Below are 26,232 nucleotides of genomic sequence, written 5' to 3'. Positions count from 1 at the left end.
TTTCGAAGAGCACCGGCGACAATTACACGACGTATCGCATCACGGTGCCCAATCTGGAGGCGGCCAAAGTCGATGCCGCGTTGGCTTCGCATCGGGAGGCGTTGATCAACGACTACCGCCGCGACCATGGCCCCGACACCCCCGGCGATCCCGACGCGCTGAGCTGGGAAGGCAGCGGCGCCTTCGAGCGGGAAAAAGCTCAGGGCACGACACCGCCGTTTCCCACCTTGACCGATGCGTTCATGCAGATGGTCGAGACCGCGTGGGACGCCGATGTGGCGCGGCGCCGGCACGGTCAGCACACCACCGTGATCGTGCACGTGGATGTGGATAAGCGCGCCAGCTGGATCCACGCCGGCCCGGCTTTGTCTGATGCTGATCGCCGATACCTGTTGTGTGACGCCGATTGTGAGGTGTGGCTGCAGCGGCGAGGACAGCCCTTCGGGGCCGGGCGCAGCACGCGGGTGATCAGTCGGCGGCTGCGCCGGGCGCTGGAATACCGCGACTCGACCTGTGCGGTACCCGGGTGCGGGTCAACCCGCGGGCTGCACGCCCATCACATCGTGCACTGGGAAGACGGCGGACCCACCGAGTTGTGGAATCTGGTGCTGGTGTGCCCGCATCACCACCGCATGCATCACCGCGGCGAGATCACCATCCGCGGCCCGGCTGACAAGCTTGTTATCACCGACAAGGGGGGACGCAAACTGACCAACAAGTCACTGGCCCGACCACCCACCGGACCACCCCCGGCGGTCCCGCCCTGTCGCGGACCACTCGGTGAACGTGCCCAATGGTGGTGGTACACCCCCTTTGAGCCTCAACCACCGCCGCCGTCGCCGAACTAGCTTCGGACATCGAAACACCATCGCAGGATTCGATGGCACTCCACGCCGCCCACCCAGCCCAATCCCGGCGGGTCACCCGCGGTTGCCGCTCCTCGGCTGGCAATCAGAAGGTCGGTTATCGGCGTTGCGCCAGTGTGCCCAAATGCCGTTGAGGCGCAGGCATTTCTAAGACGCACTGCGGTTTGGCCAGCACGGTTGTCGCTCGTAGGCTGGCATTCAAGAGTTGATACCAGCGAAGCGTCTGTGTGGCGAGGGGTCCTGGGCCCCAGCACCTGCGAAAGATCCACGCCATTCGGGCCTTCGGGACAATCCGAGTGACGTTGTCGCTCATAGGCTGACAACCAGAAGTCGGTACCTGCGGGCGTCTGTGGGCCGAGCCGTGTTGGGGCCGTGCGTCGGGCGACCGAGTGACCTTGTCGCTCCTAGGCTGACAATCCGGAGGGGCGCGTAGGCGCCATCTCAGCCTCCGCACCCAAAGCGACTGTCGCCGCGGGTTACCTCAGACGACCGACCCTAACGGCAGTCTCGACGACAGGACCGCGCGGAGCGCTACCGAGTCACTTCCGCTGCGCGGCGGCCAGCCGCTGCTGGAACTCAGGAGACAAAATCGAGGCCGCCTGCGGTCCCAGTTCGATGTCGACCGCGATGCGGTGCTGATCGAGATCGACGACGCCGGGGTTGGCAGTCGCCCGCATCGACGCCTTGGTGGCGAGGACGACATCGCGGGGTGCACCGGCCGGGCCTGACGCCAGCGTCCGCGCGGCTGCCACCGGATCGTCGGCGACCTCGAGCGCCAACCCGTACCGCACCGCGGTCTCGGCGTCGAAGCGCATCCCGAACAGCAGCGAGGCGCGTGCGGCCTGCGGACCCACCGCCCGCTGCAACATCCACGTGGCCCCGCCGCCGGGGTGGATGCCCAGCTTCTGGAAACGCGGGTCGAACAGCGCCGCCGGCCCGGCGATGCGCACATCGGCGGCCAACGCCAAGTTCAAGCCCGCCCCGACCGCCGCGCCGTTGACGGCTGCGATCGTGGGCAGCGTGCAGTTGGCCACCGCCAGGAATCCGTCGTAGATCTTGCGTAGCCCGTCCTCGGCCGCCGACCCCAGTGCGCTCAGGTCCGCACCAGCACAGAACGCTTTTCCCGCGCCGGTGACGATGACCGCGTGCACGTCCGGGTTGGCTTCGGCGGCGTCGACGGCGTCGCGCAGCGCGGCCGACATCTCGAAGGTGACCGCGTTGCGACGGTCGGGGTCGTTGACGGTGAGAACGGCGATGCGGTCCTCGATGTGAACCAATACCGGGTCAGACACCCGCTCAGCTTAGTGACCCGTGATCAGCCGGCCACGGTCAGCGTGACGTTGTGCAGCGCCACCGCGACGTCGCTGGGCAGGATGTCGACGAACGTGGGGGCATTACGGTCCGCGGGTGCTGAGGCGATCACATTGGCGGGATAGCTGGGGCTGCAAGGATAGTTGTGGCAGCGGTACCAGAAACCCTGTGCGCTCTGGTATGGCGCCATGCTGGGCGCCTGATCGACCCGGTAGCGGCCCGGCTCGATCGACGCCGTCGCCCATCCCGGGCGCGGGTTCGTACTGACGTTGAACACACCGTTGCTGCCGTAACTGGGCGGACCCGCCTGCGCGGCCGGGGCCAACGCACCGGCCAGTACCACACCCATCGCGATGGTGGCGACTTTGCTCCCGGGACCGATGTTCACGCCGACGAGTCTATCGACCGTGGACTCCAGCGAAGCAGATATCGGTAGTACAGCGCCCGCCGAATCATCGCGCCGGGCAGGACGGTGTGCACCGTTCGGCGGATCTCGGCGAGGCTCTGCTGCGGTTCACTCACCTCGACGCCGATATCGGGCGTCTCGCGGTGCCACCACGATCCGGCCCGCACGAAGGGCATGCACATCAACGCCCACAGGTAGTCCCGGACGGACCGGTTCGCCGACAGTCCGACCACCGCGATCTCTCCGGTGGCCCGAAGCATGTTGCGCGCCTTGATCAGTGAGGTGCGCAGGTCCATGTGGTGCAGACTGGCGACGAAAATGATCAGGTCGAACCGCCGGTCGCCGGGGTCGAAGGCGTCGAAGCCGGTGTGCAGCGTCATGACGTCGCGACGGTCCGCCAGCCGGCTGCCAGCCCGCCGGATCGCCGCCGGGTCGGGGTCGATCGCGGTGACCGAACGCGACACGGACGCCAGCCGGTGGGCGAGTAAGCCGTCGCCGCAGCCGACGTCGAGCACGTCACCGCGGTGGCGGGCAGCGATGTCGAGCAGCCACGGGTGGTAGGCGGTGTTGTGGTTCCAGTAGTCCGGGGTCACGCGGCGGCGTCGTCGGCGCCTTCCCCAGCACCGGTGTCGTCGGTGTCCGTGTCTTCGGTGTCAGTGTCTGCGGTGTCCGGGTCGTCTGCGACCTCGGGCTCGGCAGGTTCGCGAATCGAATCATCCTGTGGCTCAACGTCTTCCGACTCGTCGTCGGTGGCCACGGGGGCGGGGATCTGTCCCGGTAGGGCTTTCGAGCTGTTGCGCACGACGTTGAGCGCCGGCTTGGGTGTCGACATAGGTGTCGACGCCTCGTCGTCCTCGGCGGTGTCGTCACCTGGCGCACTCGTCGCATCCTCGATGTCTGCTTCCGGCTCGCTGTCCTCGGCCGGGGTAACGGTCTGCGGCCTGGGCTTCGACACCGCGGCGAGACCCTCCTGGATGGCGGCCGGCACCCGGGTCAGGGTCCTGAACAGTTCGCCGGGCGACGGGAACAGCCGGGCGGGCCGATATGCGCTGGGATCGGCCGGAATCGGGTTGCCGCCGTAGTACGCCGAATCGACGATCAGCTTCAACACCGGGCCGGTGAGATCGGCGATCTGATCGCCGAGAACGTCGCGGATCAACCGGGTCAGCGGCAGCTCCTCGGTGGTGTAGGTGACGTAGGTGGTGTTGGCCCGCGTCGTGACGTACGCCGCGATCCGGTCCTCGGGCGACGCACAGCGGGCGTCGGGGCAGTCCAGCACCGCGCCGCTCACGGTGACCGCGCAGGTGTTGGCGTCGCACGACACCGACGGTGTGCCGTCGGCGTTGACCGGCAGATCGATCTCCGACTGGTTGCGGTGGGTGTCGAGGTAGGACACCAGCGCGTTGACCGCCGCCACCGGGTTGAGCACGTCGGCGGGTGCGTTCGAGTTGTAGTCGTATTGGTAGCCGATGTTGACCGCCGCCAGGGCGGGCACCTCACTGGGCGTCGGGATCGGGTTGACCCCGATCAGCGCGAACCACGGGTAGCGGGTGCCGAACCCACCGTCGGGACGGGCGACGTCGTTGTCGAAGATCAGCACGGTCTGGTCCAGATCCGACCGGTCCCGCAGCGCCAGCAAACTCGCGTTGGCGGCGCCCCAGCCGGAAGCGAGTACCGCGTTGCGCTCGCCGGCGTTCGCGTCGAGCGCCTGCTGAATCCCCTGCGGGCCCGTGCGGAAGTCGACGAACACGATGTCGTCGCCGTCGGGACCGGTGTAGATCGGGTCGTTGAACTTGCCGCCGAAGAAGTCCTCCACACCGGCGCCCGTGGGATTGGTGGAACTACCGACGACGATCAGCGCGCTCAGGTCGATCAACGAAGCCGAGATCGAGGCGGGCTGGGTGGCCGCGACGCTCACGACCGTGGTCGCGATGCCCGCCGCCGCGATGCTCGTCGCGAACCTGGTTGCCCTACGGGACCCGGCCATCCCTCACCCTTTCCGACGCTCGCGCGCAGCAAACGCTTGTCTGCGGCGATCGTACGCGAGGTCGCTACAACTTCGCGATCAGTGCGGCTGCGCGCACGTCGTCGCCGACCGTCAGCGCCACCTGCACCGTCGCGCCGCGTCGTGACCACCGCAGCGCGACCTCCTCGCCGTACCGGATCGGCCTGCGGTACTCGACGACGGTGCGGTAGGGGGCTCGGCAAAGATCCGGCACGTGCGCGGCGACCTCGTGGATGGCGTGCCAGTACGCGGTGTTGGTGACGTGCTCGAAGAGGTCGATGTCGGTGCGCCGCAGCGGGAACGGCGCGGTCTCCTCGGCGTCCTCGAGGTCGGTCAGCCAGGGGCGCCACTTGAGTCGCAGTTCGTCGGTGGTGGTGGCGAACTTCGCGATCAGGCTGTCGGAGGCGCGTTGTGGCGTCAGCGTTTTGCTGTTGATCGCGATCCAGAAACCTTCGGTCTCGATGCGTCCGCCGTCGCTGCCGATCAGGTTCACGCGCATCGTGCACCAGCGGGTCGACAGCGCCGAGCACCACCGGCTGAACGAGATGTCGTTCGGGTACTCGATCGGCTCGATGACGTCGATGACCGTGCGCTGCACAAGCCAGTGCGGGTGGGCTTCGGCTTCGCCGGCGTCGACGAGGTTCTGCGCCCCGACCTCCTGGATGTAGCGGGCCACGCCGTCCAGACGCAGGTGCAGCTCACCGTCGATGTCGCCGGTCGCCACCGGCCAGCCGGTCCGGAAGATGTATCCCGAGTCCGGTTGTCGGCTCAGCCGCCGGTCGACGTCGTTGGTGGGCATCGCGTCATGTGTACCGTGCCGCGGTCCGTCGGGCTGATCCGGGATCAGTTGGGCGTGACGCTGTCGGCGCAGGGTGGATCCGGATCAACGACCAGAACGCACCACGCGCCGTCGGCATCGACGAGGCCGGCGGGATCGGCCGGAGGGTCGGGATCCGTACTGGGCCCGCCGGTGCCGCCGCCGGGATCGCTACCCCCACCGGGATCGCTACCGCCGCCGGGATCGCTACCGCCGCCGGGCCCGCCGCCGCCGGGATCGCTACCGCCGCCGGGCCCGCCGTTGGGGTTCCCGCCGTTCCCGCGACCGTTGTTGCCCTGACCGTGGTTTCCGTTGTCGCCGTTGTTCGTGCCCGGCGCTGCGACCGCGACGCCTCCGGGTCCGGCCAACAGGACGGCAGTCGCCATCAGGACGCTGAGGGTGGCCCGGCGTCGGGACGTTGCTCGCTCGGTCGACATCTTGAAGCCCCCTCCACGTACACGACCCTGAGTACGTTGCTGTGACCGGCAGAGTACGTCGCTGTCCGTGCGGCCGCCCGGATTTAGCAGTATGGGTCTACATGGGTTATTGGCGGTGCCGATGATGTGCAGAAATGCAAGCGGCCGTTTGCCGCAAAATTTGCTATTGCAAACGGTTGTGGCGCGCCGGGTTCGAAAACGCCCCCTTCGCCGCTCCGCTACTTCACCCGGAGGCCCTGAACGGAAACCGCCGACCTGAACCAGGTCCACGGCTATCCCGATGTCTTGTCGAAATCACACAGCGCCCCCGGCAGGAATCGAACCTGCGACCTAGGGATTAGAAGGCCCTTGCTCTATCCAACTGAGCTACGGAGGCTGCGGTGCGCAGTGTATCGCCCGTCGCTCGGGGGCAACGTCCTCAGCAAGCAAACCCGTCTCGCCTCACCGGTCAGCGGGCTAGCGTGGTGGTCACAGCAGTCACAGCGGAGGAGGAAGCGACATCCCATGAGCGTGCCGGAACTCGACGCGGCAGGACTGCCCGAGGAACTCAGCCCGCTCGACCAGATCCTGCACCGCGGTGAGGCCAATCCGCGCACGCGCTCGGGGATCATGACGATGGAGATCCTCGACTGCGCGCCGGACTGGGACACGTTCCGCGCCAGGTTCGACTACGCCACCCGCAAGGTGCTGCGGCTGCGCCAGAAGGTCGTGATGCCGACGCTGCCGACGGTCGCGCCGCGCTGGGTCGTCGACCCCGACTTCAATCTCGATTTCCATCTGCGGCGGGTGCGCGCCCCCGAACCGGGCACGTTCCGGCAGGTGCTGGACTTCGCCGAGGTGGCCGCCCAGTCGCCGCTGGACATCTCGCGACCGCTGTGGACGGCCACGCTCGTCGAGGGGCTCGAAGGCGATCGGGCCGCGCTCGTCGTGCATCTGAGCCACGCGGTCACCGACGGTGTCGGCGGTGTCGAGATGTTCGCCAACCTCTATGACCTCGAACGCGACCCGCCGCCGCAACCCGCTCCGCCGCTGCCGATTCCGCAGGACCTCTCGCCCAATGACCTGATGCGGCAAGGCATCACCCGGCTACCCGGCACGATCGCCGGACGGCTGCGCGGCGCGGTGTTCGGCGCCGCCCACGTCGCCGGTGAAGTCATCCGCGATCCGATCTCGCGGCTCGGCGGCGCGATGGAGTACGCGATGTCGGGGGCGCGGGTGGTCGGCCCGGTCGCCGATCCGTCACCGGTGCTGCGGCGCCGCAGCCTGTCCTCGCGCAGCGAGGCGATCGACATCGAGTTCGGCGCGCTGCACCGCGCGGCCAAGGCGGCGGGCGGTTCGATCAACGACGCCTACCTCGCCGGGTTGTGCGGGTCGCTGCGGCTCTACCACGAAGCCATGGGCGTGCCGATCGACACGCTGCCGATGGCGGTGCCGGTCAACCTGCGGTCCGACGCCGACCCCGCAGGCGGGAACCGTTTCGCCGGAATCAATCTCGCCGCCCCGATCGGGCTGTCCGACCCGCAGGTACGCGTCCACAACATCCGCACCCAGATGACCACCAAGCGCGAGGAACGGGCCATCGACATGGTCGGCGCCATCGCGCCGCTGGTGGGTCTGCTGCCCGACACGGTGCTCGAGTCGATGGCCGGGTCGATCGTCAACTCCGACGTGCAGGCCAGCAATATCCCGGTCTATGCGGGTGACACGTTCATGGCGGGCGCGAAAGTGCTGCGCCAGTACGGGCTCGGGCCGCTGCCGGGAGTCGCGATGATGGTGGTGCTGGTGTCCCGCTCGGGCTACTGCACGATCACCAGCCGCTACGACCGCGCGGCGATCACCGACCAGGGGCTGTGGGCGCGGTGCCTGCTGGCCGGGTTCGACGAGGTGCTCGCCCTCGGCGGCGAGGGACGGGCCGAACCCGCCTCCTTCGCCACCGACCCCGCACCTGACTCGTCACCCAATGGGAGTGCAGCGCAATGACTTTTCCGAACGGTCAAACCTCGCAGCGCACGATGCGACTGCCGGGTTCGGTCGCCGAGATCCTGGCCAGCCCCGAAGGCCCCCAGGTCGGCGCGTTCTTCGACCTCGACGGCACCCTGGTCGCCGGGTTCACCGGCGTGGTGATGACCCAGGACCGCTTCCGCCGCAGGCAGATGTCGATGGGCGAGTTCATCGGCATGGTGCAGGCCGGGCTCAATCACCAGTTGGGGCGCTCGGAGTTCGAGGACCTGATCGGCAAGGGCGCCCGCATGCTGCGCGGCAACTCGCTGGCCGATGTCGACGAGCTCGCCGAGCGGCTGTTCGTGCAGAAGATCGTCAGCCGCATCTACCCGGAGATGCGAGAACTGGTGCGCGCGCACATGGCTCGCGGTCACACCGTCGTGCTCAGCTCCTCGGCGCTCACCGTTCAGGTCGAACCGGTTGCGCGGTTCCTCGGCATCGAGAACGTGCTGAGCAACAAGTTCGAGATCGACGAGAACGGGCTGCTCACCGGTGAGGTGCTCAGGCCGATCATCTGGGGACCCGGCAAGGCCAGGGCGGTGCAGAAGTTCGCCGCCGAGCGCGGTGTCGACCTGTCCAAGAGTTACTTCTACGCCGACGGCGACGAGGACGTCGCGCTGATGTATCTGGTCGGCAACCCGCGTCCGACCAACCCGGCGGGCAAGCTCGCCGCCGTCGCCGCCAAACGGGGATGGCCGGTGCTGCGGTTCACCAGTCGCAGTGGGGCCAGCCCGATGTCGCAGCTGCGCACCGCCGCGGGGATCGCCTCGATGGGCCCGATCGCGGCGGGCGCGATCGGTCTGGGCCTGCTGACCGGGAGCAAGCGGACCGGCGTGAACTTCTTCACCTCCACGTTCAGTCGCACGCTGATGTCGACGATCGGCATCAACATCAACATCCTCGGCGAGGAGAACCTGACCAAAGAGCGGCCCGCGGTCTTCCTGTTCAACCACCGCAACCAGGCCGACCCGCTGATCGCCGGGCGGCTGGTCGAAACCAACTTCACCTCTGTCGGCAAGAAGGAACTGGAGAAGGACCCGATCGTCGGCACCCTCGGCAAGATCATGGACGCCGCGTTCATCGACCGCGAAGACCCGAAGAAGGCGGTCGAGGGGCTCAAGAAGGTCGAGGAGTTGGCGCGCAAGGGGCTGTCGATCCTGATCGCGCCGGAGGGCACACGGCTGGACACCACCGAGGTCGGGCCGTTCAAGAAGGGGCCCTTCCGGATCGCGATGTCGGCGGGAATCCCCGTCGTGCCCATCGTGATTCGCAACGCTGAGGTGATCGCCGCGCGGGACTCGAGCACCTTCAACCCCGGCACCGTCGACGTGGTGGTCTACCCGCCGATCCCCGTCGACGACTGGACCCACGACGACCTCGAGGAGCGCATCGCCGAGGTCCGTGAGCTCTACCTCGACACGCTGAGGAACTGGCCGCACGACGAACTGCCGACCCCGCCGCTCTACACCCGCGGCAGGGCCAAGAAGGCGGCACCCAAGAAGGCCACGAAAGCCGCGGCGGAGAAGACACCGGCCAAGAAGGCGGCGGCCAAGACTGCCAAAAAGTCAGCCGCCAAAAAAGCCGCCGCCAAGAAGACCGGACGCGGTGCGGGGGAGGGGCGTTCGTGAAGGTCCTCGGTGATCACTACGCACCGTTCACCCCCACCGGGGACGCGCTGGTGCTCGCCTCGGTGGCCTCGCCGGCCGAACGTGAACTGCTCGACGACTGGCTCGACCGGCAGCGCAGCCAGAACCCGGGCTCCAAGATCGACGTGCTGCAGCTGCCGGCGGATGACGACCCGTCGCCGGGTGTGCTCGCGCGGTTGGTGTCCGAACTCGAAGCCGGCGAGGACCGGTCCGTCGTGCCGGTGCGGGTGTTCTGGGTGCCAGGCGGGTTGCCGACCCGCTCCAAGGTGGTCGCGCTGCTGTCGGGCCGAGACACCTACCGGCCGCCGGAGATCCTGCAGCGACGCATCCTGCGCCGTGACCAGTCCCGCGCGCGGGTGGTCGCCGGTGAACCGGCGAAGGTGTCCGAACTGCGTCAGCAGTGGGCCGACACCACTGTCGCCGAGAACCCGCGCGAATTCGCGCGTTTCGTCATCCGCCGCGCGATCCTGGCGATCGAACGGGTCGAACTGCGGCTGCTGGGACCCGAGTACAAGTCGCCGCGGCTGATCAAACCGGAGTTGTTGGCGTCGGCCCGATTCCGGGAAGGCCTGCAGAAGATTCCGGGCGCGGACCTGGAGACGGCCGGCGAGATGCTCGACGAACTGTCGACCGGTTGGAGCCGCTTCTCCGTCGACCTGATCCCGTCGTTGGGCCGGGCGATCTTCAGCCGCGGGTTCGACCCGAACATCGACTACGACCGCGACGAAGTCGAGGTGATGCGCCGCAGCCTGGAGAACCATCCCGCGGTCCTGCTCTTCTCGCACCGGTCCTATCTCGACGGTGTCATCGTGCCGGTGGCCATGCAGGAGAACCGGTTACCGCCGGTGCACACGTTCGCCGGGATCAACCTGTCATTCGGGTTGATGGGTCCGCTGATGCGGCACTCCGGGGTGATCTTCCTGCGGCGCAAGCTCGACGACCCGCTGTACAAGTACGTGTTGCGCCAATTCGTCGGCTACATCGTCGAAAAACGGTTCAACCTGAGCTGGTCGATCGAAGGCACCCGCTCGCGAACCGGAAAGATGTTGCCGCCCAAGCTCGGTCTGCTGGCTTACGTCGCCGATGCGTATCTCGACGGCCGCAGCGAGGACATCCTGCTGCAGCCGGTGTCGATCAGCTTCGACCAGCTGCACGAGACCGCCGAGTACGCCGCATACGCCAGGGGAGGGGAGAAGACACCCGAAAGCCTGTCGTGGATGTACAACTTCATCAAAGCCCAGGGTGAACGCAACTACGGCAAGATCTACGTCCGGTTCCCCGAAGCCGTGTCGATGCGCGAGTACCTCGGCGCTCCGCACGGCCCGCTGGCCACCGACGACGACGCCAAACGCCTTGCGCTGCAGAAGATGGCGTTCGAGGTGTCGTGGCGCATCCTGCGCGCCACGCCCGTCAACGCCAGCGCGCTGATCTCCGCGCTGCTGCTGACCACCCGCGGGATCGCGCTGACCCTCGACCAGGTGCACCACTCGCTGCAGCCGTCGCTGGACTACCTGGAACGCAAGCAGACGCCGATGACCAACAGCGCGTTGCGGTTACGCACCCCCGAAGGAGTCCGGGCGGCGCTCGACGCACTGTCCAACCGGCACCCCGTGACCTGCGTCGAAGGTGGGCGTCAACCGGTCTGGCGGATCGCGCCAGAAGACGAGCACGAGGCCGCGTTCTACCGCAACACGTTGATCGACGCGTTCCTGGAGACCTCGCTGGTCGAGTTGGCGCTCGTCCACGCCGGCCGGGCGGAAGGAGACCGGCTGGAGGCGTTCTGGACCCAGGTCATGCGGCTGCGCGATCTGCTGAAGTTCGACTTCTACTTCGCCGGCTCCGCCGAGTTCCGCGAGCACGTCGCCGAGGAGCTGTCCTGGCAGGACGACTGGCAGACCCAGGTCACCGCCGGCGAGGAGAACGTCGACGCGCTGTTGCAGGTGAAGTCGCCGCTGCTGGCCGGGGCGATGCTGCGCCCGTTCTTCGAGGCGTACGCCCTGGTGGCCGACGTGCTGCGCGACGCGCCCACCGAGATCGACGAGAAGGAACTGACCCGCCGGGCGCTGGGACTCGGCGACCAGTACGTCGCGCAGAACCGGGTACGCAGCAACGAGTCGGTGTCGGCGCTGCTGTTCGCCACCGCGCGCCAGGTGGTCGCCGATCAGGGTCTGCTGGAACCGGGCCCTGATCTCCTGCAGCGGCGCCGCGCGTTCCGCGACGAGCTGCGCGCGATCCTGCGCGACATGGACAAGGTGGAGCGGATCTCGCTCAAGCAGTTCAGGGCCCGCGAGGCCGCGCGTCGCGCCGCGTCCTGAGGTCCTGACGCCGAGCGTTTTCGGGCAGCGGCGGGGCACGCCATACGCTGGACGGCATGACGACGACGGCGGGCGTGCGCACCAGCGCGGTGTGGCCGGTGCTCGTCGGCGTCGCGGTGCTCGCCGGTGCGGTCGCCGCGGGCATCGGGGCGCTGTCGCTGGCCGACGCGCTGACCGCCACGGGCCTGCCGAACCCCGGCCCGGTGACCACCTACGGGCTGCCGTTCATCCGGGCGGCGGGGGAGATCGCCGCGGTGATCGCGGTCGGCTCGTTCCTGTTCGCGGCGTTTCTCACCCCGCCGCAGAAGAACGGGGTGCTCGACGCCGCCGGTTACCGGGCGCTGCGGTTGGGCACCGGGGCGTCGGCGGTGTGGACGGTGTGCGCGGCGCTGCTGGTCCCGCTGACCGTGTCCGATGTCTCCGGACAACCGCTGCTCGGCAACCTCGACCCGGTCGCCATCTGGTCGGCGGCCGGCCTCGTCGAGACCGCGAACGCGTGGCGGTGGACCGCGTTCCTGGCCGCGGCGGTGACCGTCGCCAGCCTGCCGGTGCTGCGCTGGTCGTGGACGCCGGTGCTGCTGGCCGGAACGTTGACGACGCTGATGCCGCTGGTGTTGACCGGACACTCGTCGACCGGCGGCGACCACGACCTCGCCACCAACAGCCTGCTGTTCCACCTGGTCGCCGGCTCGCTGTGGGCGGGTGGGCTGCTCGCGCTGCTGGCCCACGCGCTGCGCCGCGGCGCGCACGCCGACCTGGCGGCGCGGCGGTTCTCGGCGATCGCGCTGTGGTGCTTCGTGGTGATGGCGGTCAGCGGCGTGCTCAACGCGCTGTCCCGGATCCAACTGGGCGACCTGCTGCACACCCACTACGGGCTGCTGATCATCGCGAAGGTCGTCGCGCTGGGCCTGCTCGCGGTGATCGGCTGGCAGCAGCGGCGATCCGGGGTGGCCGCGCTGCAGGCCGACCGGGAGGCGCGGGCACCGCTGATCCGGCTGGCGCTGGTCGAAGCGGCGCTGTTCGGCGCGACGTTCGGGATCGCCGTGGGCCTCGGACGCACACCGCCGCCCCCGCCGCCGCGGCTGCCCAGCCCGGTCGAGGTGGCCATCGGCTACGACATCGCCGGTCCGCCGACCCTGGCCCGGGTGTTGTTCGACTGGCGCTTCGACCTGATCTTCGGCACCGCGGCGATCGTCTTCGCGATCGTCTACCTCGTCGGCGTGCGCCGATTGCGGCGCCGCGGCGACGCCTGGCCGGTCGGCCGGACGATCGGCTGGCTGTGCGGGTGCGCGGCGCTGCTGATCGCGACGTCGTCGGGGCTCGGCCGCTACATGCCGGCGATGTTCTCGATGCACATGATCGCGCACATGACGCTGTCGATGCTGGTGCCGATCCTGCTGGTGCTCGGCGCACCGATGACGTTGGCGCTGCGGGTGCTGCCGACAGCCGGGCGCAACGACCCGCCCGGCCCGCGCGAGTGGCTGCTGGCCGCGCTGCACTCACGGGTGTCGCGCTTTCTGACCAACCCGATCATCGCGACGGTGGTGTTCGTCGCCGGCTTCTACGGCCTGTACTTCGGCGGCCTGTTCGACGCGGCCGTCGACAGCCACGGCGCCCACGTGCTGATGAACCTGCACTTCCTGCTCAGCGGTTACCTGTTCTACTGGGTGGTGATCGGCATCGACCCGGCGCCGCGCCAGCTTCCCCAGCTCGGCAAGCTCGCGATGGTGTTCGCGTCGCTGCCGCTGCACGCGTTCTTCGGCGTGGTCATGATGGGCATGAAAACGGTGCTCGGCGAACCGTTTTACCGGTCGCTGCAACTCGACTGGCACACCGACCTGCTCTCCGATCAGCGCACCGGCGGCGGAATCGCCTGGGCGGCGGGCGAATTCCCGCTGATCATCGTGATGTGCGCGCTGCTGATCCAGTGGCGGCGCAGCGACCAACGCACCGCGAAACGGCTCGACCGCGCCGCTGACCGCGACGAGGACGCCGATCTGGCCGCCTACAACGCGATGCTGGCCGAACTGGCGCGTCGCGACGCCCAGTAACCGGCCGGGCGCCGAGACAGACGCTTTGGTCGGTTTCCGCCCTCCGAATCGACCACTGCGTCGGTTTCGAGGATTTTCGAGAACCGTGGAGCGAGACCAGCTGTCACAGGCGTCCAACCAGGTGTGGAGATTCCCTTCATCGGCAGTGACGCCGTAGCGGACGGCCGCCTCACCAGAGCCCACCTGCGCTCTCACTATCGGCCGCTGTACCGCGGTATCTACATCCCGCGACACCACCAAGCGTCGCTGCGCGAGAGGATCGCCGGCGTGTCGCTCGCCTCGCCGTCAGCGGTCGTCGCGGGGGTGGCCGCCTCCGCGATGCACGGCGCGAAATGGGTCGAGGACGATGTCCCCGTCGAACTGGTCGCGGCGGTCCGACGCCAGCGCGGGCTGATCGTCCGCGACGAGACCTTGGCCGAAGACGAAGTCACCACGGTCGCGGGCATCCGGGTGACCACCCCCGCTCGGACCGCGTTCGACCTAGGTCGGCATCTGTCACGGGGCCGGGCCGTCGCACGCATGGACGCGTTGATGAATGCCCGCCCGTTCGCTTTCGAGGATCTCGCGCTGCTGGCGAAACGTCATCGCGGTGTGCGTGGTCTGCGACGGCTACGAGTGGCGCTTCCGCTCGTCGACGGCGGCTCCGAGTCGCCGAGGGAAACGTGGCTGCGGCTGCTCTTCATCGACGCCGGCTTACCTCGCCCCACAACGCAATACGTGGTTCGCGACGAGTTCGGTCGTTATGTCCGGCGCATCGATATGGTCTGGGAGGACTTCAAGGTTGGCGCGGAATACGACGGAGAGCAACACCTCACCAGCCGGCGACAATACGTCCTCGACGTTCAGGTCAGACGCACGCTGCAGCGGCTCCGCTGGCACGTCGTCCACGTCATCAAAGAGGATGCCAAGGCCGACATCATCGCGCAGGCGCGAGATGCGTTGTTGTCGCGGGGCTGGCGGCCGTAGGTGCGCTTGTCCGCTTGCTCGAAACCGACGTATTGGTCGATCGCGAGCGGTGAAATCGACCAAAATGTCGGTCTCGGCGATCGGACGATCAGTTCATCCCCAACGTCGAATCCATCCACAGGCCCCTTGCCGGGGACCTGTCGCCCGGCCGCCGGTGTCGGGAGTCGAGCGCTCAATGGCGGTGTCGTCAAGAAACCAGTTGGAGGGACACATCATGTTCGAGACACCGTTCACCATCGTCGGCAACATCGTCACCGACCCGATCCACCGCCGGGTCGGCGATCAGGAGATGGTCAGGTTCCGCGTCGCCAGCAACTCCCGGCGCCGCACCGCCGAGGGAACATGGGAGCCGGGGAATTCGTTGTTCGTCACAGTGAACTGCTGGGGGCGGGTCGTCGCCGGCACCAGCGCCGCGCTGGTCAAGGGCGACCCGGTGATCGTCGTCGGACACGTCTACACCAGCGAGTACGACGACCGCGACGGTAACCGGCGCTCCTCGGTGGAGGTGCGCGCCACGTCCGTCGGCCCCGACCTGGCCCGGTGCGCGGTGCGCATGGACCGGCGAACCCAGCAGACCGACCAGCGGACCGCGGAATCCGACGACGACTCCGCGGACACCGCCGACGAGGACGGTGCCGAACAGTCCGATGAGGCGCTGCCTCTGCCGGCGTAGCCGACCCCGGTGCGCGCAGTGCCACAGCGGCGTCTGCGCGCACCGGAGTGGCTCTGTCGGCACCGTCGAGCGGGCCACGCCTACGATGGTCCGCGAGTAATACCCAGATATGCGAACTTGAAAGGCACATCACGGCATGGCCGAATTCATCTATTCGATGCGGAAGGTCCGCAAGGCGCACGGGGACAAGGTGATCCTCGACGACGTCAGCCTGAACTTCCTTCCGGGCGCGAAGATCGGCGTCGTCGGCCCCAACGGCGCCGGCAAGTCGAGCGTCTTGCGGATCATGGCCGGACTGGACCAGCCCAACAACGGCGACGCGCTGCTGCAGCCCGGCGCCTCGGTCGGCATCCTGCAGCAGGAGCCGCCGCTAAACGAGGACAAGACGGTCCGCGAGAACGTCGAAGAGGGCGTCGCGATCAAGGCCAAGCTCAACCGGTACAACGAGGTCGCCGAGCTGATGGCCACCGACTACTCCGATGAGCTGATGGAGGAGATGGGCAAGCTCCAGGAGGAGCTCGACGCCGCCGACGCGTGGGACATCGACAGCCAGCTCGAGCAGGCGATGGACGCGCTGCGCTGCCCGCCGCCCGACGAGCCGGTGACGCACCTGTCCGGCGGTGAGCGCCGCCGGGTGGCGCTGTGCAAGCTGCTGCTGTCCAAACCCGACCTGCTGCTGCTCGACGAGCCCACCAACCACCTCGACGCCGAGAGCGTGCAGTGGCTCGAACAGCACCTCGCCGAGTACAAGGGCGCGATCCTGGCGGTCACGCACGACCGGTACTTCCTCGATAACGTCGCCGAGTGGATCCTCGAACTCGACCGCGGCCGCGCCTACCCGTACGAGGGCAACTACTCGACCTATCTGGAAAAGAAGGCCGAGCGGGTCGCGGTGCAGGGCCGCAAGGACGCCAAGCTGCAGAAGCGGCTGCAGGACGAGCTGGCCTGGGTCCGTTCCGGCGCCAAGGCCCGGCAGGCCAAGAACAAGGCCCGGCTGCAGCGCTACGAGGAGATGGCCGCCGAGGCGGAGAAGACCCGCAAGCTCGACTTCGAGGAGATCCAGATCCCGACGCCGCCGCGACTGGGCAGCGTCGTGGTCGAGGTCGAACACCTCGACAAGGGCTTCAACGGCCGCCCGCTGATCAAGGACCTGTCGTTCACGCTGCCGCGAAACGGCATCGTCGGGGTCATCGGGCCCAACGGCGTCGGTAAGACGACGCTGTTCAAGACGATCGTCGGTCTCGAACAGCCCGACAGCGGCACCGTGAAGGTCGGCGAGACGGTCAAGCTCAGCTACGTCGACCAGAGCCGCGCCGGGATCGACCCGAAGAAGAACGTGTGGGAGGTCGTCTCCGACGGCCTGGACTACATCGAGGTCGGGCAGAACGAGATCCCGTCGCGCGCCTACGTCTCGGCGTTCGGGTTCAAGGGCCCCGACCAGCAGAAGCCGGCCGGGGTGCTCTCCGGCGGTGAGCGCAACCGGCTGAACCTGGCGCTGACCCTCAAGGAGGGCGGCAACCTGATCCTGCTCGACGAGCCCACCAACGACCTCGACGTGGAGACGCTGTCGTCGCTGGAGAACGCGCTGGAGAGCTTCCCCGGCTGCGCGGTCGTCATCTCCCACGACCGGTGGTTCCTCGACCGCACGTGCACGCACATCCTGGCGTGGGAGGGCGACGAGGACAACGAGGCCAAGTGGTTCTGGTTCGAGGGCAACTTCGGTGCCTACGAGGAGAACAAGATCGAACGGCTCGGCGCCGAGGCGGCCCGGCCGCACCGGGTGACCCACCGCAAACTCACTCGCGACTGATCCGCCGGGGGCTCGCGACTGATCCGCCAGGGGCGGTGCTTTCGCGGCCGCAGGACTACTAAGGTCGACTGGCGTGCGGGGCCGCTCGCCCACCGGGCGAGCGGCCACATCCAACGGCGGGTGGGTCCGTGTCAACAGGTCAGGAGCGTCGCATGGCGGTGAATCCCGGAGACATCGGCAGACCGGCGGACCCCGACGCGCCCGGGCTCGACGAGCAGACCCTCAACCGGCTCGGCCGCGCCTACCTCGAGACCTACCGCGGCCCGCACGCCGACGCCCCGGCCGCCGACGCCGCGGTGACCATGCCGGTGGCCGCGACCGCGCGCCAGGTCGTCTCGCCGAACCTGATCGCCGCGCACCACCGGCTGGGCCGCTTCCGGCCCTTCGGCGACACCCGCGTCGAGGTCTACCGCGCCGACGATCCGGCCGGCTTCGGCCCTGCGTTGCAGATCGTCACCGACAACACCGCGATGGTGATGGATTCGGTGACGGTGCTGCTGCACCGGTTCGGCGTGGCCTACACCGCGATCATGAACCCCGTGCTGCGCGTGCAGCGCGCCCGCGCCGGTGAACTGCTCGACGTGGTGCTCGTCGCCGACGCCGGGTCCCGCACCGGTGTGGACGAGGCCTGGATCCACGTCCAACTCGCGGCGACCGTCGACCCGCGGGCGCTCGCCCAGGTCGCGCAGATGCTGCCGAGCGTGCTCGCCGACGCGCGCCACGTCGCACTCGATACGCAGGCGCTGGCCTCGACGCTGCGCGGGTTGGCCGGCGAACTGGCCGCCGACGGGGCGCGGTTCCCCGGACCCGACCGCGACGACGTCGCCGCGCTGCTGCGATGGCTGGCCGACGGGCACTTCGTGCTGCTCGGCTATCAGCGCTGCCCCGTGCGCGACGGCCGCTCCTCGGTCGACCCGTCGAGCCGGCTGGGCGTGCTGCGGGTGCGCCAGGACGTGCTGCCGCCGCTCACCGAGAACGGCGAACTTCTCACGCTGGCGCAGGCCACCATCCCGAGTTATCTGCGCTACGGCGCCTACCCCTACATCGTCGTCGTCCGGGAACAGGACGGACCCACCGTCGTCGAGCACCGCTTCGTCGGGCTGTTCACCGTCGCGGCCATGAACGCCAACGTCCTGGAGATCCCGCTGGTCTCCCGCCGCGTCAACGAGGCGCTAGCACTGTCGCGTCGTGACCCCAGCCATCCGGGCCAGCTTCTGCTCGACATCATCCAGACCATCCCGCGCTCAGAGCTGTTCGCGCTGTCGGCGCGAAACGTCCTCGACATGGTCAAAGCGGTGGTGGACCTCGGCTCGCGCCGGCGCACGCTGCTGTTCATGCGCGCCGACTCGCTCGCGCACTTCGTGTCCTGCCTGGTGTACCTCCCGCGCGACCGTTACACCACCGCGGTGCGGCTCGAGATGCAGGACATCCTGGTGCGCGAACTCGGCGGGGTCAGCATCGAGTACACGGCGCGGGTCAGCGAATCCCCGTGGGCCGTCGTACATTTCTCGGTGCGCATGCCGGACGGGATCAACTCCCGCGACATCGACACCTCGCTGGACAACCAGAGCCGGATCCAGGATCTGCTCACCGAGGCGGCGCGGACGTGGGGCGACCGCCTGATCGGGGCGGTCAAGACCGGATCGATCGAACAGCGGGTGGCCCAGCACTATTCGGTCGCATTCTCGGAGACCTACAAGCAGGCGGTCACCCCGCTGGACGCGATCGACGACATCGCGGTCATCGAAGAACTCGAAGACGGCGCCATCAAGCCGGTCCTGACCGACACCGAGGAGGGCATCGCCCAGCTCACCCTGTATCTGGGTGGGCGCTCCGCGTCGCTGAGCGATCTGCTGCCGATGCTGCAGTCCATGGGCGTGGTGGTGATCGAGGAGCGGCCGTTCACCGTCGAGCGGCCCGACGGGCTGGCGGTGTCGATCTACCAGTTCAAGATCTCACCGCACAAGTCGATCCCGCACATCGAGTCCGACGCCGAACGCGCCGAGACCGCGACCCGGTTCGCCGACGCGGTGACCGCGATCTGGCAGGGCCGCGCCGAGATCGACCGGTTCAACGAGTTGGTGATGCGGGCCGGGTTGAACTGGCAGCAGGTCTCCGTGCTGCGCAGCTACGCGAAGTACCTGAGGCAGGCCGGTTTTCCCTACAGCCAGGCCCACATCGAGGCCGTCGTCAACGACAACGCCAAGACCGCGCGGTCGCTGGTCGAGCTGTTCGAGGCGCTGTTCCGCCCCGACGCCGAGACCGAGCAGGGCGGCGCGCCCAAGCGCCGCGACGCGCAGGCCGCCGCGGCGGCGGTGAGCGCCGACATCGACGCGCTGGTCAGCCTCGACACCGACCGGGTCCTGCGGGCGTTCGCGTCGATGATCCAGGCCACGCTGCGCACCAACTACTTCGTCAGCCGCGAGGAGTCGGCCCGTCAGCAGGGTGTACTGGCCTACAAACTCGACCCGGGCCTGATCGACGAATTGCCTTTGCCGCGGCCCAAATTCGAGATCTTCGTGTACTCACCCCGCGTCGAGGGTGTCCACCTGCGCTTCGGCTACGTGGCGCGCGGCGGCCTGCGGTGGTCGGACCGCCGCGAGGATTTCCGCACCGAGATCCTCGGCCTGGTCAAGGCGCAGGCCGTCAAGAACGCGGTGATCGTGCCCGTCGGCGCCAAGGGCGGATTCGTCGTCAAGCACCCACCGGCGTCGACCGGCGACGCCGCCGCCGACCGCGACGCCCAACGCGCCGAGGGTGTCTCGTGCTACCAGCTGTTCATCGCCGGCCTGCTCGACGTGACCGACAACGTCGACAAGGCCACCGGCGAGGTCGTCGCGCCCCCGGATGTGGTGCGCCGCGACAGCGACGACGCGTACCTCGTCGTCGCCGCCGACAAGGGCACGGCGACGTTCTCCGACATCGCCAACGAGGTCGCCAAGTCCTACGGCTTCTGGCTCGGCGACGCGTTCGCCTCCGGCGGCTCGGTGGGATACGACCACAAGGCGATGGGCATCACCGCCAGGGGCGCCTGGGAGTCGGTCAAACGGCACTTCCGCGAGATGGGTGTCGACACCCAGTCCGAAGACTTCACCGTCGTCGGGATCGGCGACATGAGCGGCGACGTGTTCGGCAACGGAATGCTGCTGTCGCAACACATTCGGCTGGTGGGCGCCTTCGACCACCGCCACATCTTCATCGACCCGAACCCCGACGCCGCCCGCTCGTGGGAGGAACGCAAGCGCCTGTTCGAACTGCCGCGGTCCAGTTGGGAGGACTACGACACCTCGCTGATCAGTGAAGGCGGCGGCGTCTACAGCCGTGAGCACAAGTCGATCCGGCTCAGCCCGCAGGCCCGCGCCGCACTGGGCATCGACGACGGCGTCGAGGAACTGACCCCGCCGAACCTGATCAAGGCGATCCTCAAGGCGCCCGCCGACCTGCTGTTCAACGGAGGCATCGGCACCTACATCAAGGCCGAGACCGAATCCGACGCCGACGTCGGCGACCGCGCCAACGACCCGGTCCGGGTGAACGGAAACCAGTTGCGGGTCAAGGTGGTCGGCGAGGGCGGCAACCTCGGCGTGACCGCGTTGGGCCGCATCGAGTTCGACCTCGCCGGCGGCCGCATCAACACCGACGCGCTCGACAACTCCGCCGGTGTCGACTGCTCCGACCACGAGGTCAACATCAAGATCCTGATCGACTCGCTGGTCACCGCCGGCAAGGTCAGCCCCGAGGAGCGCACCGATCTGCTGCTCTCGATGACCGACGAGGTCGGGGACCTGGTGCTCGCCGACAACAAGGACCAGAACGACCTGATGGGCACCAGCCGGGCGAACGCGCCCAGCCTGCTGCCGGTGCACGCGCGGATGATCAAGGCGTTCGTCGCCGACCGCGGCCTCAACCGTGAACTGGAGGCGTTGCCGTCGGAGAAGGAGATCCGCCGCCGCGCCGACGCCGGAATGGGTTTGACCTCACCGGAATTGGCCACGCTAATGGCGCACGTCAAGCTGGCTATGAAGGCCGACGTGCTGGCCACCGACCTGCCCGACCAGGAGGCGTTCGCGTCGCGGCTGCCGTGGTACTTCCCGGAGAAGTTGCGCGAACCGTTCGGCGCGGAGATCCGGGCGCACCAGCTGCGCCGCGAGATCGTCACCACGATGCTGGTCAACGACCTCGTCGACACCAGCGGGATCACCTACGCCTACCGGGTCAGCGAGGACGTCGGGGTCGGCCCGGTCGACGCGGTCCGCAGTTACGCCGCGGCCAACGCCATCTTCCGGATCAGCGACGTGTGGCGCGGCATCCGGGCCGCCGGCGACAGCGGTGTCTCGGTCGCGGTCACCGACCGGATGACGCTGGATCTGCGGCGCCTCGTCGACCGGTCCGGCCGCTGGCTGCTCAACTACCGGCCCCAACCGTTGGCGGTGGGCGCCGAGATCAACCGGTTCGGCGCGAAGGTGGCCTCGCTGACCCCGCGGATGTCGGAGTGGCTGCGCGGCGATGACGAGGCGATCGTGACCAAAGAAGCCGACGAGTTCGCCGAACGTGGGGTGCCCAGGGACCTGGCGTACACGGTGGCGACCGGCCTGTACCAGTTCAGCCTGCTCGACATCATCGACATCAGCGACATCGTCGACCGCGAACCCGACGAGGTCGCCGACACCTACTTCGCGTTGATGGACTACCTCAACACCGACACCCTGCTCACCGCGGTGTCACGGCTCGAACGCGACGACCGGTGGCATTCGCTGGCGCGGTTGGCGATCCGTGACGACATCTACGGTTCGTTGCGGTCACTGTGCTTCGACGTGCTGGCCGTCGGCGAGCCCGAGGAGACCGGTGAGGAGAAGATCGCCGAGTGGGAGACGACGAACGGTTCGCGGGTGGACCGGGCACGCCGCACCCTCAGCGAGATTCACGAGAGTGGCCAGCACGATCTGGCGACGCTGTCGGTGGCCGCGCGCCAGATCCGCAGCATGACACGCACAAGTGGAACGGGGAGTTCGCGTTGACGGCTAATGCGCCGACAGGTTTCATCGCGCCGGTGCATGTCCGGTGGTCGGACATCGACATGTACCAGCACATCAACCACGCGACGATGGTGACGCTGCTCGAGGAGGCGCGAATCCCGTTCCTGCGGGAGCCGTTCGGCCCCGAGATCGAGACGATCGGGCTGCTGATCGCCGACGTGAACATCTCGTACAAGGCCCAACTGCGGCTGGTGGATTCGCCGCTGCAGGTGACGATGTACTCCAAGCGGGTGCGCGCGGTCGACTTCACCATCGGATACGAAGTCCGCTCGGTCGCCGCCGCGGCGGACTCGAAGCCGGCGGTGATCGCCGAGACGCAGTTGGCGGCCGTGCACATCAGAGAGCAACGGCTGCAACGGCTTTCCGAGCAGCAGCGGGAGTATCTGCAGCGTTACCTGCGATGAACGGCCCCGATCGCGGTGTGTGGTTGGCCGACGGCGCCCACCGCGACGACCTGTCGGTGTTCGCCGAGCGGGCGTTGCGACTCGACGACGCCGCGGTCATCCGGTTGCGTCAGCGTCCAGGCGGATCGGTGGTGGCCTGGGTGGCCACCGGGTTCGACGTACTCGCAAGCCGTGTCGTCGAGGGCCGGGTCAACCCGCCGGACCTGTCGGCGGGCGCCGACAGCCTCGCAGTCGGCCTGCGCGCGATGGACGACGCCGGACACGTCGACCCGGGTTTCGCGATGGATTCCGCGTGGCGCGGCGCGCTGCCACCGGAGACCGGCTTCGTGCACCTCGACGATGTGCCGGCCCGCGTCGTGCTCGACCTGGCGCAGCGGGGCGGCGCGCTGGCCAAGGAGCATTCCGGCGGGCACGGTCCGCCGGTGTCGCTGCTGGACCAGGAGGTGATGGCGGTCAGCTCCGCCGCCGACAGCGTCGGCATTCCGATGCGCTGTGTGTTCGCCCTGACCGCAATGGGTTTCCTGCCGCAGACCGGATCGGATGTCGCCGCCGACGAGATGGTTCGCGTGCGCGCGCTGCCGACCTGGTTGCGGATCGACGCGCGCTTCGGTTCGGTGTACCGCCGGCGCGGCGACCCGGCATTGGTGCTGCGGTAGCGCACGGGAAACTACACCAGCCAGGCGGCGGTGTCGGGTGGTAGCGCGCCGTCGACCACGTCGCCGCTGGCCAACAGCACCTCGCCCTCGGGCAGCGGGATTGCCCCGTCGCCGGCGTTGAGCACGCACACCAGCCCGCCGCTGGCGTGGAACACCACGCTGCCGGCGGGGGAGTCCAGCATCTCGACCGTCGGACCGTCAAATTCGCTTCGCTGACAGCGAAACTCGATCGCGCGGCGGAAGAACGTCAGCGTCGACGACGGGTCGGCGAGCTGCTTCTCGACGGTCAGCGCCGACCACTCGGGCGGTATCGGAAGCCAGGTGTCCGCGGTGTCGGAGAACCCGAACGGCGGCGCGTCGCCCTGCCACGGCATCGGTACCCGGCTGCCGTCGCGGCCGCGGCGGGTGTGCCCGCTGCGTTCCCACACCGGATCGCGCAACGCCTCGTCGGGCAGGTCGGCGTTGGGCAGCCCGAGTTCCTCGCCGTTGTAGACGAACACCGCGCCGGGCAGCGCGAGCATGACCAACGCCATCGCCTTGGCGCGCGCCAACCCGACCGGGCCGCCGCCGTATCGGGTGGGTTCGCGCTCGACGTCGTGGTTGGCCAGCGTCCAGGTGGGCGTCGCGCCGACGAGTTCCACTGCGGCCATCGAGTTCTCGATCGCGTCGCGGATGTCGGCCGCATCGAAGCCGGCCCGCACCAGCCGGAAGTTGAAGCCCAGGTGCAGTTCGTCCGGGCGCACGTAACGGGCGAACTGTTCGTTGTCGTAGACCCACACCTCACCGATCGCGACGGCGTCGGGGTAGTCGTCGAACACCCGGCGGATCCTGCGGTGAATCTCGTGCACACCGTCGTCGTTGAAGCGGGGGTCGTCGTCCATCTCGGCCAGCAGCATCTCCGGCTTGACGATCGGCATGTCGGGCAGGTCGCGCGGTTTGGCCATGCCGTGTGCGACGTCGATGCGGAACCCGTCGACGCCGCGGTCCAGCCAGAACCGCAATGTGCGCTCGAGGTCGTCGAACACCTCGGGGTTCTCCCAGTTCAGGTCCGGCTGCTCGACGTCGAACAGGTGCAGGTACCACTGGCCCGGGCGCCCGTCGGCTTCGGTCACCCGCGTCCAGGCCGGTCCGCCGAAGATCGACAGCCAGTTGTTCGGCGGCTCTGCGCCGTCGGCGCCGGCACCGTCGCGGAAGATGTAGCGCCGCCGCTGCGTGCTGCCCGGCCCGGCCGCCAGCGCCGCCTGAAACCACGGGTGCGCGGAACTGGTGTGGTTGGGCACCAGGTCCATCGTCACCTTCATGCCCAGGTCATGGGCGGCGGCCGTCAGCCGGTCCATCGCGGCCAGGTCGCCGAACAACGGGTCGATGTCGCGCGGATCGGCCACGTCGTACCCGTTGTCGGCCATCGGCGAGACCATCACCGGGTTGAGCCAGAGCGCGTCGACACCGAGCGCCTTGAGGTAACCGAGCCGGGCGCTCACCCCGTCGAGGTCACCGACACCGTCGCCGTTGCTGTCCTGGAAAGACCGCGGATACACCTGATAGAAGACCGCGTCCGCCCACCAGGGTCTGCTCGGATCAGTCACCCGTCTCCTTCGATCGCTAGCCCTCAACTACCCGGCGACGACTAGAACGACGAGTTGACCATGGACTGGGCCGCCATCTCGAGGTAGGCCAGCAGCTCCTTGCGGTGCTCCTCGTCAAGGGTCTGGTCGTCGATTGAGGCGACCGCGGTGTGCATGCACCGCAGCCAGGCGTCGCGCTCGAGGAAGCCGATCCGAAACGGCGCGTGACGCATCCGCAGGCGTGGATGGCCGCGCTGATCGGAGTACGTGCGCGGCCCGCCCCAGTACTGCTCGAGGAACATCCGCAGCCGCACCTCGGCCGGCCCGAGGTCCTCCTCGGGGTAGAGCGGACGCAGGATCTCGTCCTCGCGGACCAACTCGTAGAACCGCGCCACGATCGCACGGAACGTCTCGTGGCCACCGACTTCGTCGTAGAACGATCTCTGTGGCTGTGTCACGCCCCCATTGTTCCCTGTTGCTGGATTGGGCAGGTCAGCCGGTCGCGCCACCCGATGTTCACCGTATTGACCTGCGAACACGTCGAGAATTGTCGTGCGATTCACAGGAATCCGTGGTGAACTGTCCGACGGAGGACGTATGGCGCATCGCAACAGAGGCCCGTCCAGAAGGACCGGCCAGCGGAGTCACGGTGCCGCGACTGCCCTGGCCGGGGCGACGGTACCGGGCGCGCAGGCCCGTGTGCTGCACAGCGTCGACATCCATCCACCCAGTACCACCGAGGCCTCGATCTGGGGCCGCCGCCGGGTCCTTCTGCTCAACTCCACCTACGAACCGTTGACCGCTCTGCCCATGCGGCGGGCGGTCATCATGTTGATGTGCGGAAAAGCCGACGTCGTGCACGACGATCCGAACGGCCCGGTCATCCACTCGGCGACCCGCTCGATCGTGGTGCCCTCGGTGATCCGGCTGCGCGTCTACGTCCGGGTGCCCTACCGGGCCCGGATCCCGATGACCCGCGCCGCGCTCATGCACCGCGACCGCTTCCGCTGCGCCTACTGCGGCTCCAAGGCCGACACCGTCGACCACGTTGTGCCACGCAGCCGCGGCGGCGACCACTCCTGGGAGAACTGCGTGGCGGCGTGCTCGACCTGCAACCACCGCAAAGCCGACCGGCTGCTCGGCGAGCTGGGCTGGACGCTGCGCACCCTGCCGACGCCACCGAAAGGCCAGCACTGGCGGCTGCTGTCGAGCATCAAGGAACTCGACCCGTCGTGGGTCAGATATCTAGGCGAAGGCGCGGCGTAAT

The 26,232-nt window shown here is 68.4% G+C and carries 20 protein-coding genes and 1 tRNA gene; 12 read left to right on the top strand and 9 right to left on the bottom strand.

The window, feature by feature from the left end:
- On the top strand, positions 1-848 hold an 848-nt coding region (locus BHQ18_RS07895; RefSeq protein WP_131815658.1), incomplete at its 5' end, for an HNH endonuclease signature motif containing protein.
- Between the two features lie 557 nt (positions 849-1,405).
- Here the strand turns inward: BHQ18_RS07895 and BHQ18_RS07890 are convergent.
- The 7 genes from BHQ18_RS07890 to BHQ18_RS07860 all read right to left on the bottom strand — a co-directional run bounded on the left by BHQ18_RS07890 (position 1,406) and on the right by BHQ18_RS07860 (position 6,218).
- Positions 1,406-2,158 (bottom strand): enoyl-CoA hydratase, encoded by a 753-nt coding sequence (locus BHQ18_RS07890; protein WP_069413018.1) that lies wholly within the window; start codon positions 2,156-2,158, stop codon positions 1,406-1,408.
- Positions 2,159-2,181: 23 nt separating this feature from the next.
- Complete coding sequence (locus BHQ18_RS07885) at positions 2,182-2,526, bottom strand: hypothetical protein (RefSeq protein ID WP_069413055.1); 345 nt, start codon at positions 2,524-2,526, stop codon at positions 2,182-2,184.
- Positions 2,527-2,561: 35 nt separating this feature from the next.
- Positions 2,562-3,176, bottom strand: coding sequence for a class I SAM-dependent methyltransferase (locus tag BHQ18_RS07880; RefSeq protein ID WP_069413017.1), 615 nt, complete (start codon positions 3,174-3,176; stop codon positions 2,562-2,564).
- Positions 3,173-4,570 carry a PE-PPE domain-containing protein gene (locus tag BHQ18_RS07875; protein WP_069413016.1) on the bottom strand — a complete coding sequence of 466 codons (1,398 nt, stop codon included), beginning with the start codon at positions 4,568-4,570 and terminating at the stop codon, positions 3,173-3,175. Before BHQ18_RS07875 ends, BHQ18_RS07880 begins: the two co-directional genes overlap by 4 nt.
- Before the next feature lie 64 nt (positions 4,571-4,634).
- Positions 4,635-5,387, bottom strand: coding sequence for an acyl-[acyl-carrier-protein] thioesterase (locus tag BHQ18_RS07870; protein WP_069413015.1), 753 nt, complete (start codon positions 5,385-5,387; stop codon positions 4,635-4,637).
- A 44-nt stretch (positions 5,388-5,431) separates the two neighbouring features.
- A complete protein-coding gene (locus BHQ18_RS30280; protein ID WP_069413014.1) occupies positions 5,432-5,791 on the bottom strand; it encodes a hypothetical protein in 360 nt (119 codons plus the stop codon).
- 353 nt (positions 5,792-6,144) lie between these two features.
- Positions 6,145-6,218, bottom strand: a tRNA-Arg gene (locus BHQ18_RS07860).
- Positions 6,219-6,346: 128 nt separating this feature from the next.
- Between BHQ18_RS07860 and BHQ18_RS07855 the strand changes: the two genes are divergently transcribed.
- From BHQ18_RS07855 to BHQ18_RS07810, 10 genes are all read left to right on the top strand, one after another.
- Positions 6,347-7,822 carry a wax ester/triacylglycerol synthase family O-acyltransferase gene (locus BHQ18_RS07855; protein WP_069413013.1) on the top strand — a complete coding sequence of 492 codons (1,476 nt, stop codon included), beginning with the start codon at positions 6,347-6,349 and terminating at the stop codon, positions 7,820-7,822.
- Positions 7,819-9,471 carry an HAD-IB family hydrolase/lysophospholipid acyltransferase family protein gene (locus BHQ18_RS07850; protein WP_069413012.1) on the top strand — a complete coding sequence of 551 codons (1,653 nt, stop codon included), beginning with the start codon at positions 7,819-7,821 and terminating at the stop codon, positions 9,469-9,471. Before BHQ18_RS07855 ends, BHQ18_RS07850 begins: the two co-directional genes overlap by 4 nt.
- Positions 9,468-11,804 (top strand): glycerol-3-phosphate 1-O-acyltransferase, encoded by a 2,337-nt coding sequence (locus tag BHQ18_RS07845; RefSeq protein WP_069413011.1) that lies wholly within the window; start codon positions 9,468-9,470, stop codon positions 11,802-11,804. Before BHQ18_RS07850 ends, BHQ18_RS07845 begins: the two co-directional genes overlap by 4 nt.
- A gap of 56 nt (positions 11,805-11,860) precedes the next feature.
- On the top strand, positions 11,861-13,855 hold the full coding sequence (locus tag BHQ18_RS07840) for a bifunctional copper resistance protein CopD/cytochrome c oxidase assembly protein (RefSeq protein ID WP_069413010.1): 1,995 nt from the start codon (positions 11,861-11,863) through the stop codon (positions 13,853-13,855).
- Between the two features lie 123 nt (positions 13,856-13,978).
- Complete coding sequence (locus tag BHQ18_RS07835) at positions 13,979-14,821, top strand: type IV toxin-antitoxin system AbiEi family antitoxin (RefSeq protein WP_069413009.1); 843 nt, start codon at positions 13,979-13,981, stop codon at positions 14,819-14,821.
- A 214-nt stretch (positions 14,822-15,035) separates the two neighbouring features.
- Complete coding sequence (gene ssb / locus BHQ18_RS07830) at positions 15,036-15,494, top strand: single-stranded DNA-binding protein (RefSeq protein ID WP_069413008.1); 459 nt, start codon at positions 15,036-15,038, stop codon at positions 15,492-15,494.
- A gap of 136 nt (positions 15,495-15,630) precedes the next feature.
- On the top strand, positions 15,631-17,304 hold the full coding sequence (gene ettA, locus BHQ18_RS07825) for an energy-dependent translational throttle protein EttA (protein ID WP_069413007.1): 1,674 nt from the start codon (positions 15,631-15,633) through the stop codon (positions 17,302-17,304).
- A 152-nt stretch (positions 17,305-17,456) separates the two neighbouring features.
- Positions 17,457-22,322 carry an NAD-glutamate dehydrogenase gene (locus BHQ18_RS30455; RefSeq protein ID WP_069413006.1) on the top strand — a complete coding sequence of 1,622 codons (4,866 nt, stop codon included), beginning with the start codon at positions 17,457-17,459 and terminating at the stop codon, positions 22,320-22,322.
- Entirely contained in the window at positions 22,319-22,744 is a 426-nt protein-coding gene (locus BHQ18_RS07815) for an acyl-CoA thioesterase (protein ID WP_109789221.1), read from the top strand. The genes BHQ18_RS30455 and BHQ18_RS07815 overlap by 4 nt, the downstream gene beginning before the upstream one ends.
- Positions 22,741-23,400 carry a DUF8185 domain-containing protein gene (locus BHQ18_RS07810; protein WP_069413005.1) on the top strand — a complete coding sequence of 220 codons (660 nt, stop codon included), beginning with the start codon at positions 22,741-22,743 and terminating at the stop codon, positions 23,398-23,400. Before BHQ18_RS07815 ends, BHQ18_RS07810 begins: the two co-directional genes overlap by 4 nt.
- Before the next feature lie 11 nt (positions 23,401-23,411).
- Here BHQ18_RS07810 and BHQ18_RS07805 read toward each other — a convergent pair whose 3' ends face one another.
- Both BHQ18_RS07805 and BHQ18_RS07800 read right to left on the bottom strand, forming a co-directional pair.
- A complete protein-coding gene (locus tag BHQ18_RS07805) occupies positions 23,412-24,986 on the bottom strand; it encodes a glycoside hydrolase family 13 protein (protein WP_069413004.1) in 1,575 nt (524 codons plus the stop codon).
- A 41-nt stretch (positions 24,987-25,027) separates the two neighbouring features.
- The gene (locus BHQ18_RS07800) at positions 25,028-25,423 is read right to left on the bottom strand and encodes a globin (protein ID WP_069413003.1); all 396 of its coding nucleotides are present in this window, start codon (positions 25,421-25,423) and stop codon (positions 25,028-25,030) included.
- Between the two features lie 139 nt (positions 25,424-25,562).
- On the opposite strand from BHQ18_RS07800, the gene BHQ18_RS07795 reads away from it, so the two are divergent.
- A complete protein-coding gene (locus BHQ18_RS07795) occupies positions 25,563-26,231 on the top strand; it encodes an HNH endonuclease (protein ID WP_069413002.1) in 669 nt (222 codons plus the stop codon).
- Position 26,232: the final 1 nt, after the last annotated feature.

Origin of the sequence: Mycolicibacterium flavescens, from assembly GCF_001722335.1 — a bacterium.
Classification (GTDB): Bacteria; Actinomycetota; Actinomycetes; order Mycobacteriales; family Mycobacteriaceae; genus Mycobacterium; species Mycobacterium flavescens.
This window is presented reverse-complemented; position numbering and strand designations above follow the sequence as displayed.

Bases quoted from the DNA above. Each gene is read 5' to 3' on its own strand.
- BHQ18_RS07885 (WP_069413055.1), bottom strand. From the start codon at position 2,526: ATGGGTGTGGTACTGGCCGGTGCGTTGGCCCCGGCCGCGCAGGCGGGT.
- BHQ18_RS07875 (WP_069413016.1), bottom strand. From the start codon at position 4,570: ATGGCCGGGTCCCGTAGGGCAACCAGGTTCGCGACGAGCATCGCGGCG.
- BHQ18_RS07870 (WP_069413015.1), bottom strand. From the start codon at position 5,387: ATGCCCACCAACGACGTCGACCGGCGGCTGAGCCGACAACCGGACTCG.
- BHQ18_RS30280 (WP_069413014.1), bottom strand. From the start codon at position 5,791: ATGGCGACTGCCGTCCTGTTGGCCGGACCCGGAGGCGTCGCGGTCGCA.
- BHQ18_RS07855 (WP_069413013.1), top strand. From the start codon at position 6,347: ATGAGCGTGCCGGAACTCGACGCGGCAGGACTGCCCGAGGAACTCAGC.
- BHQ18_RS07850 (WP_069413012.1), top strand. From the start codon at position 7,819: ATGACTTTTCCGAACGGTCAAACCTCGCAGCGCACGATGCGACTGCCG.
- BHQ18_RS07840 (WP_069413010.1), top strand. From the start codon at position 11,861: ATGACGACGACGGCGGGCGTGCGCACCAGCGCGGTGTGGCCGGTGCTC.
- ssb (WP_069413008.1), top strand. From the start codon at position 15,036: ATGTTCGAGACACCGTTCACCATCGTCGGCAACATCGTCACCGACCCG.
- ettA (WP_069413007.1), top strand. From the start codon at position 15,631: ATGGCCGAATTCATCTATTCGATGCGGAAGGTCCGCAAGGCGCACGGG.
- BHQ18_RS30455 (WP_069413006.1), top strand. From the start codon at position 17,457: ATGGCGGTGAATCCCGGAGACATCGGCAGACCGGCGGACCCCGACGCG.
- BHQ18_RS07810 (WP_069413005.1), top strand. From the start codon at position 22,741: ATGAACGGCCCCGATCGCGGTGTGTGGTTGGCCGACGGCGCCCACCGC.
- BHQ18_RS07795 (WP_069413002.1), top strand. From the start codon at position 25,563: ATGGCGCATCGCAACAGAGGCCCGTCCAGAAGGACCGGCCAGCGGAGT.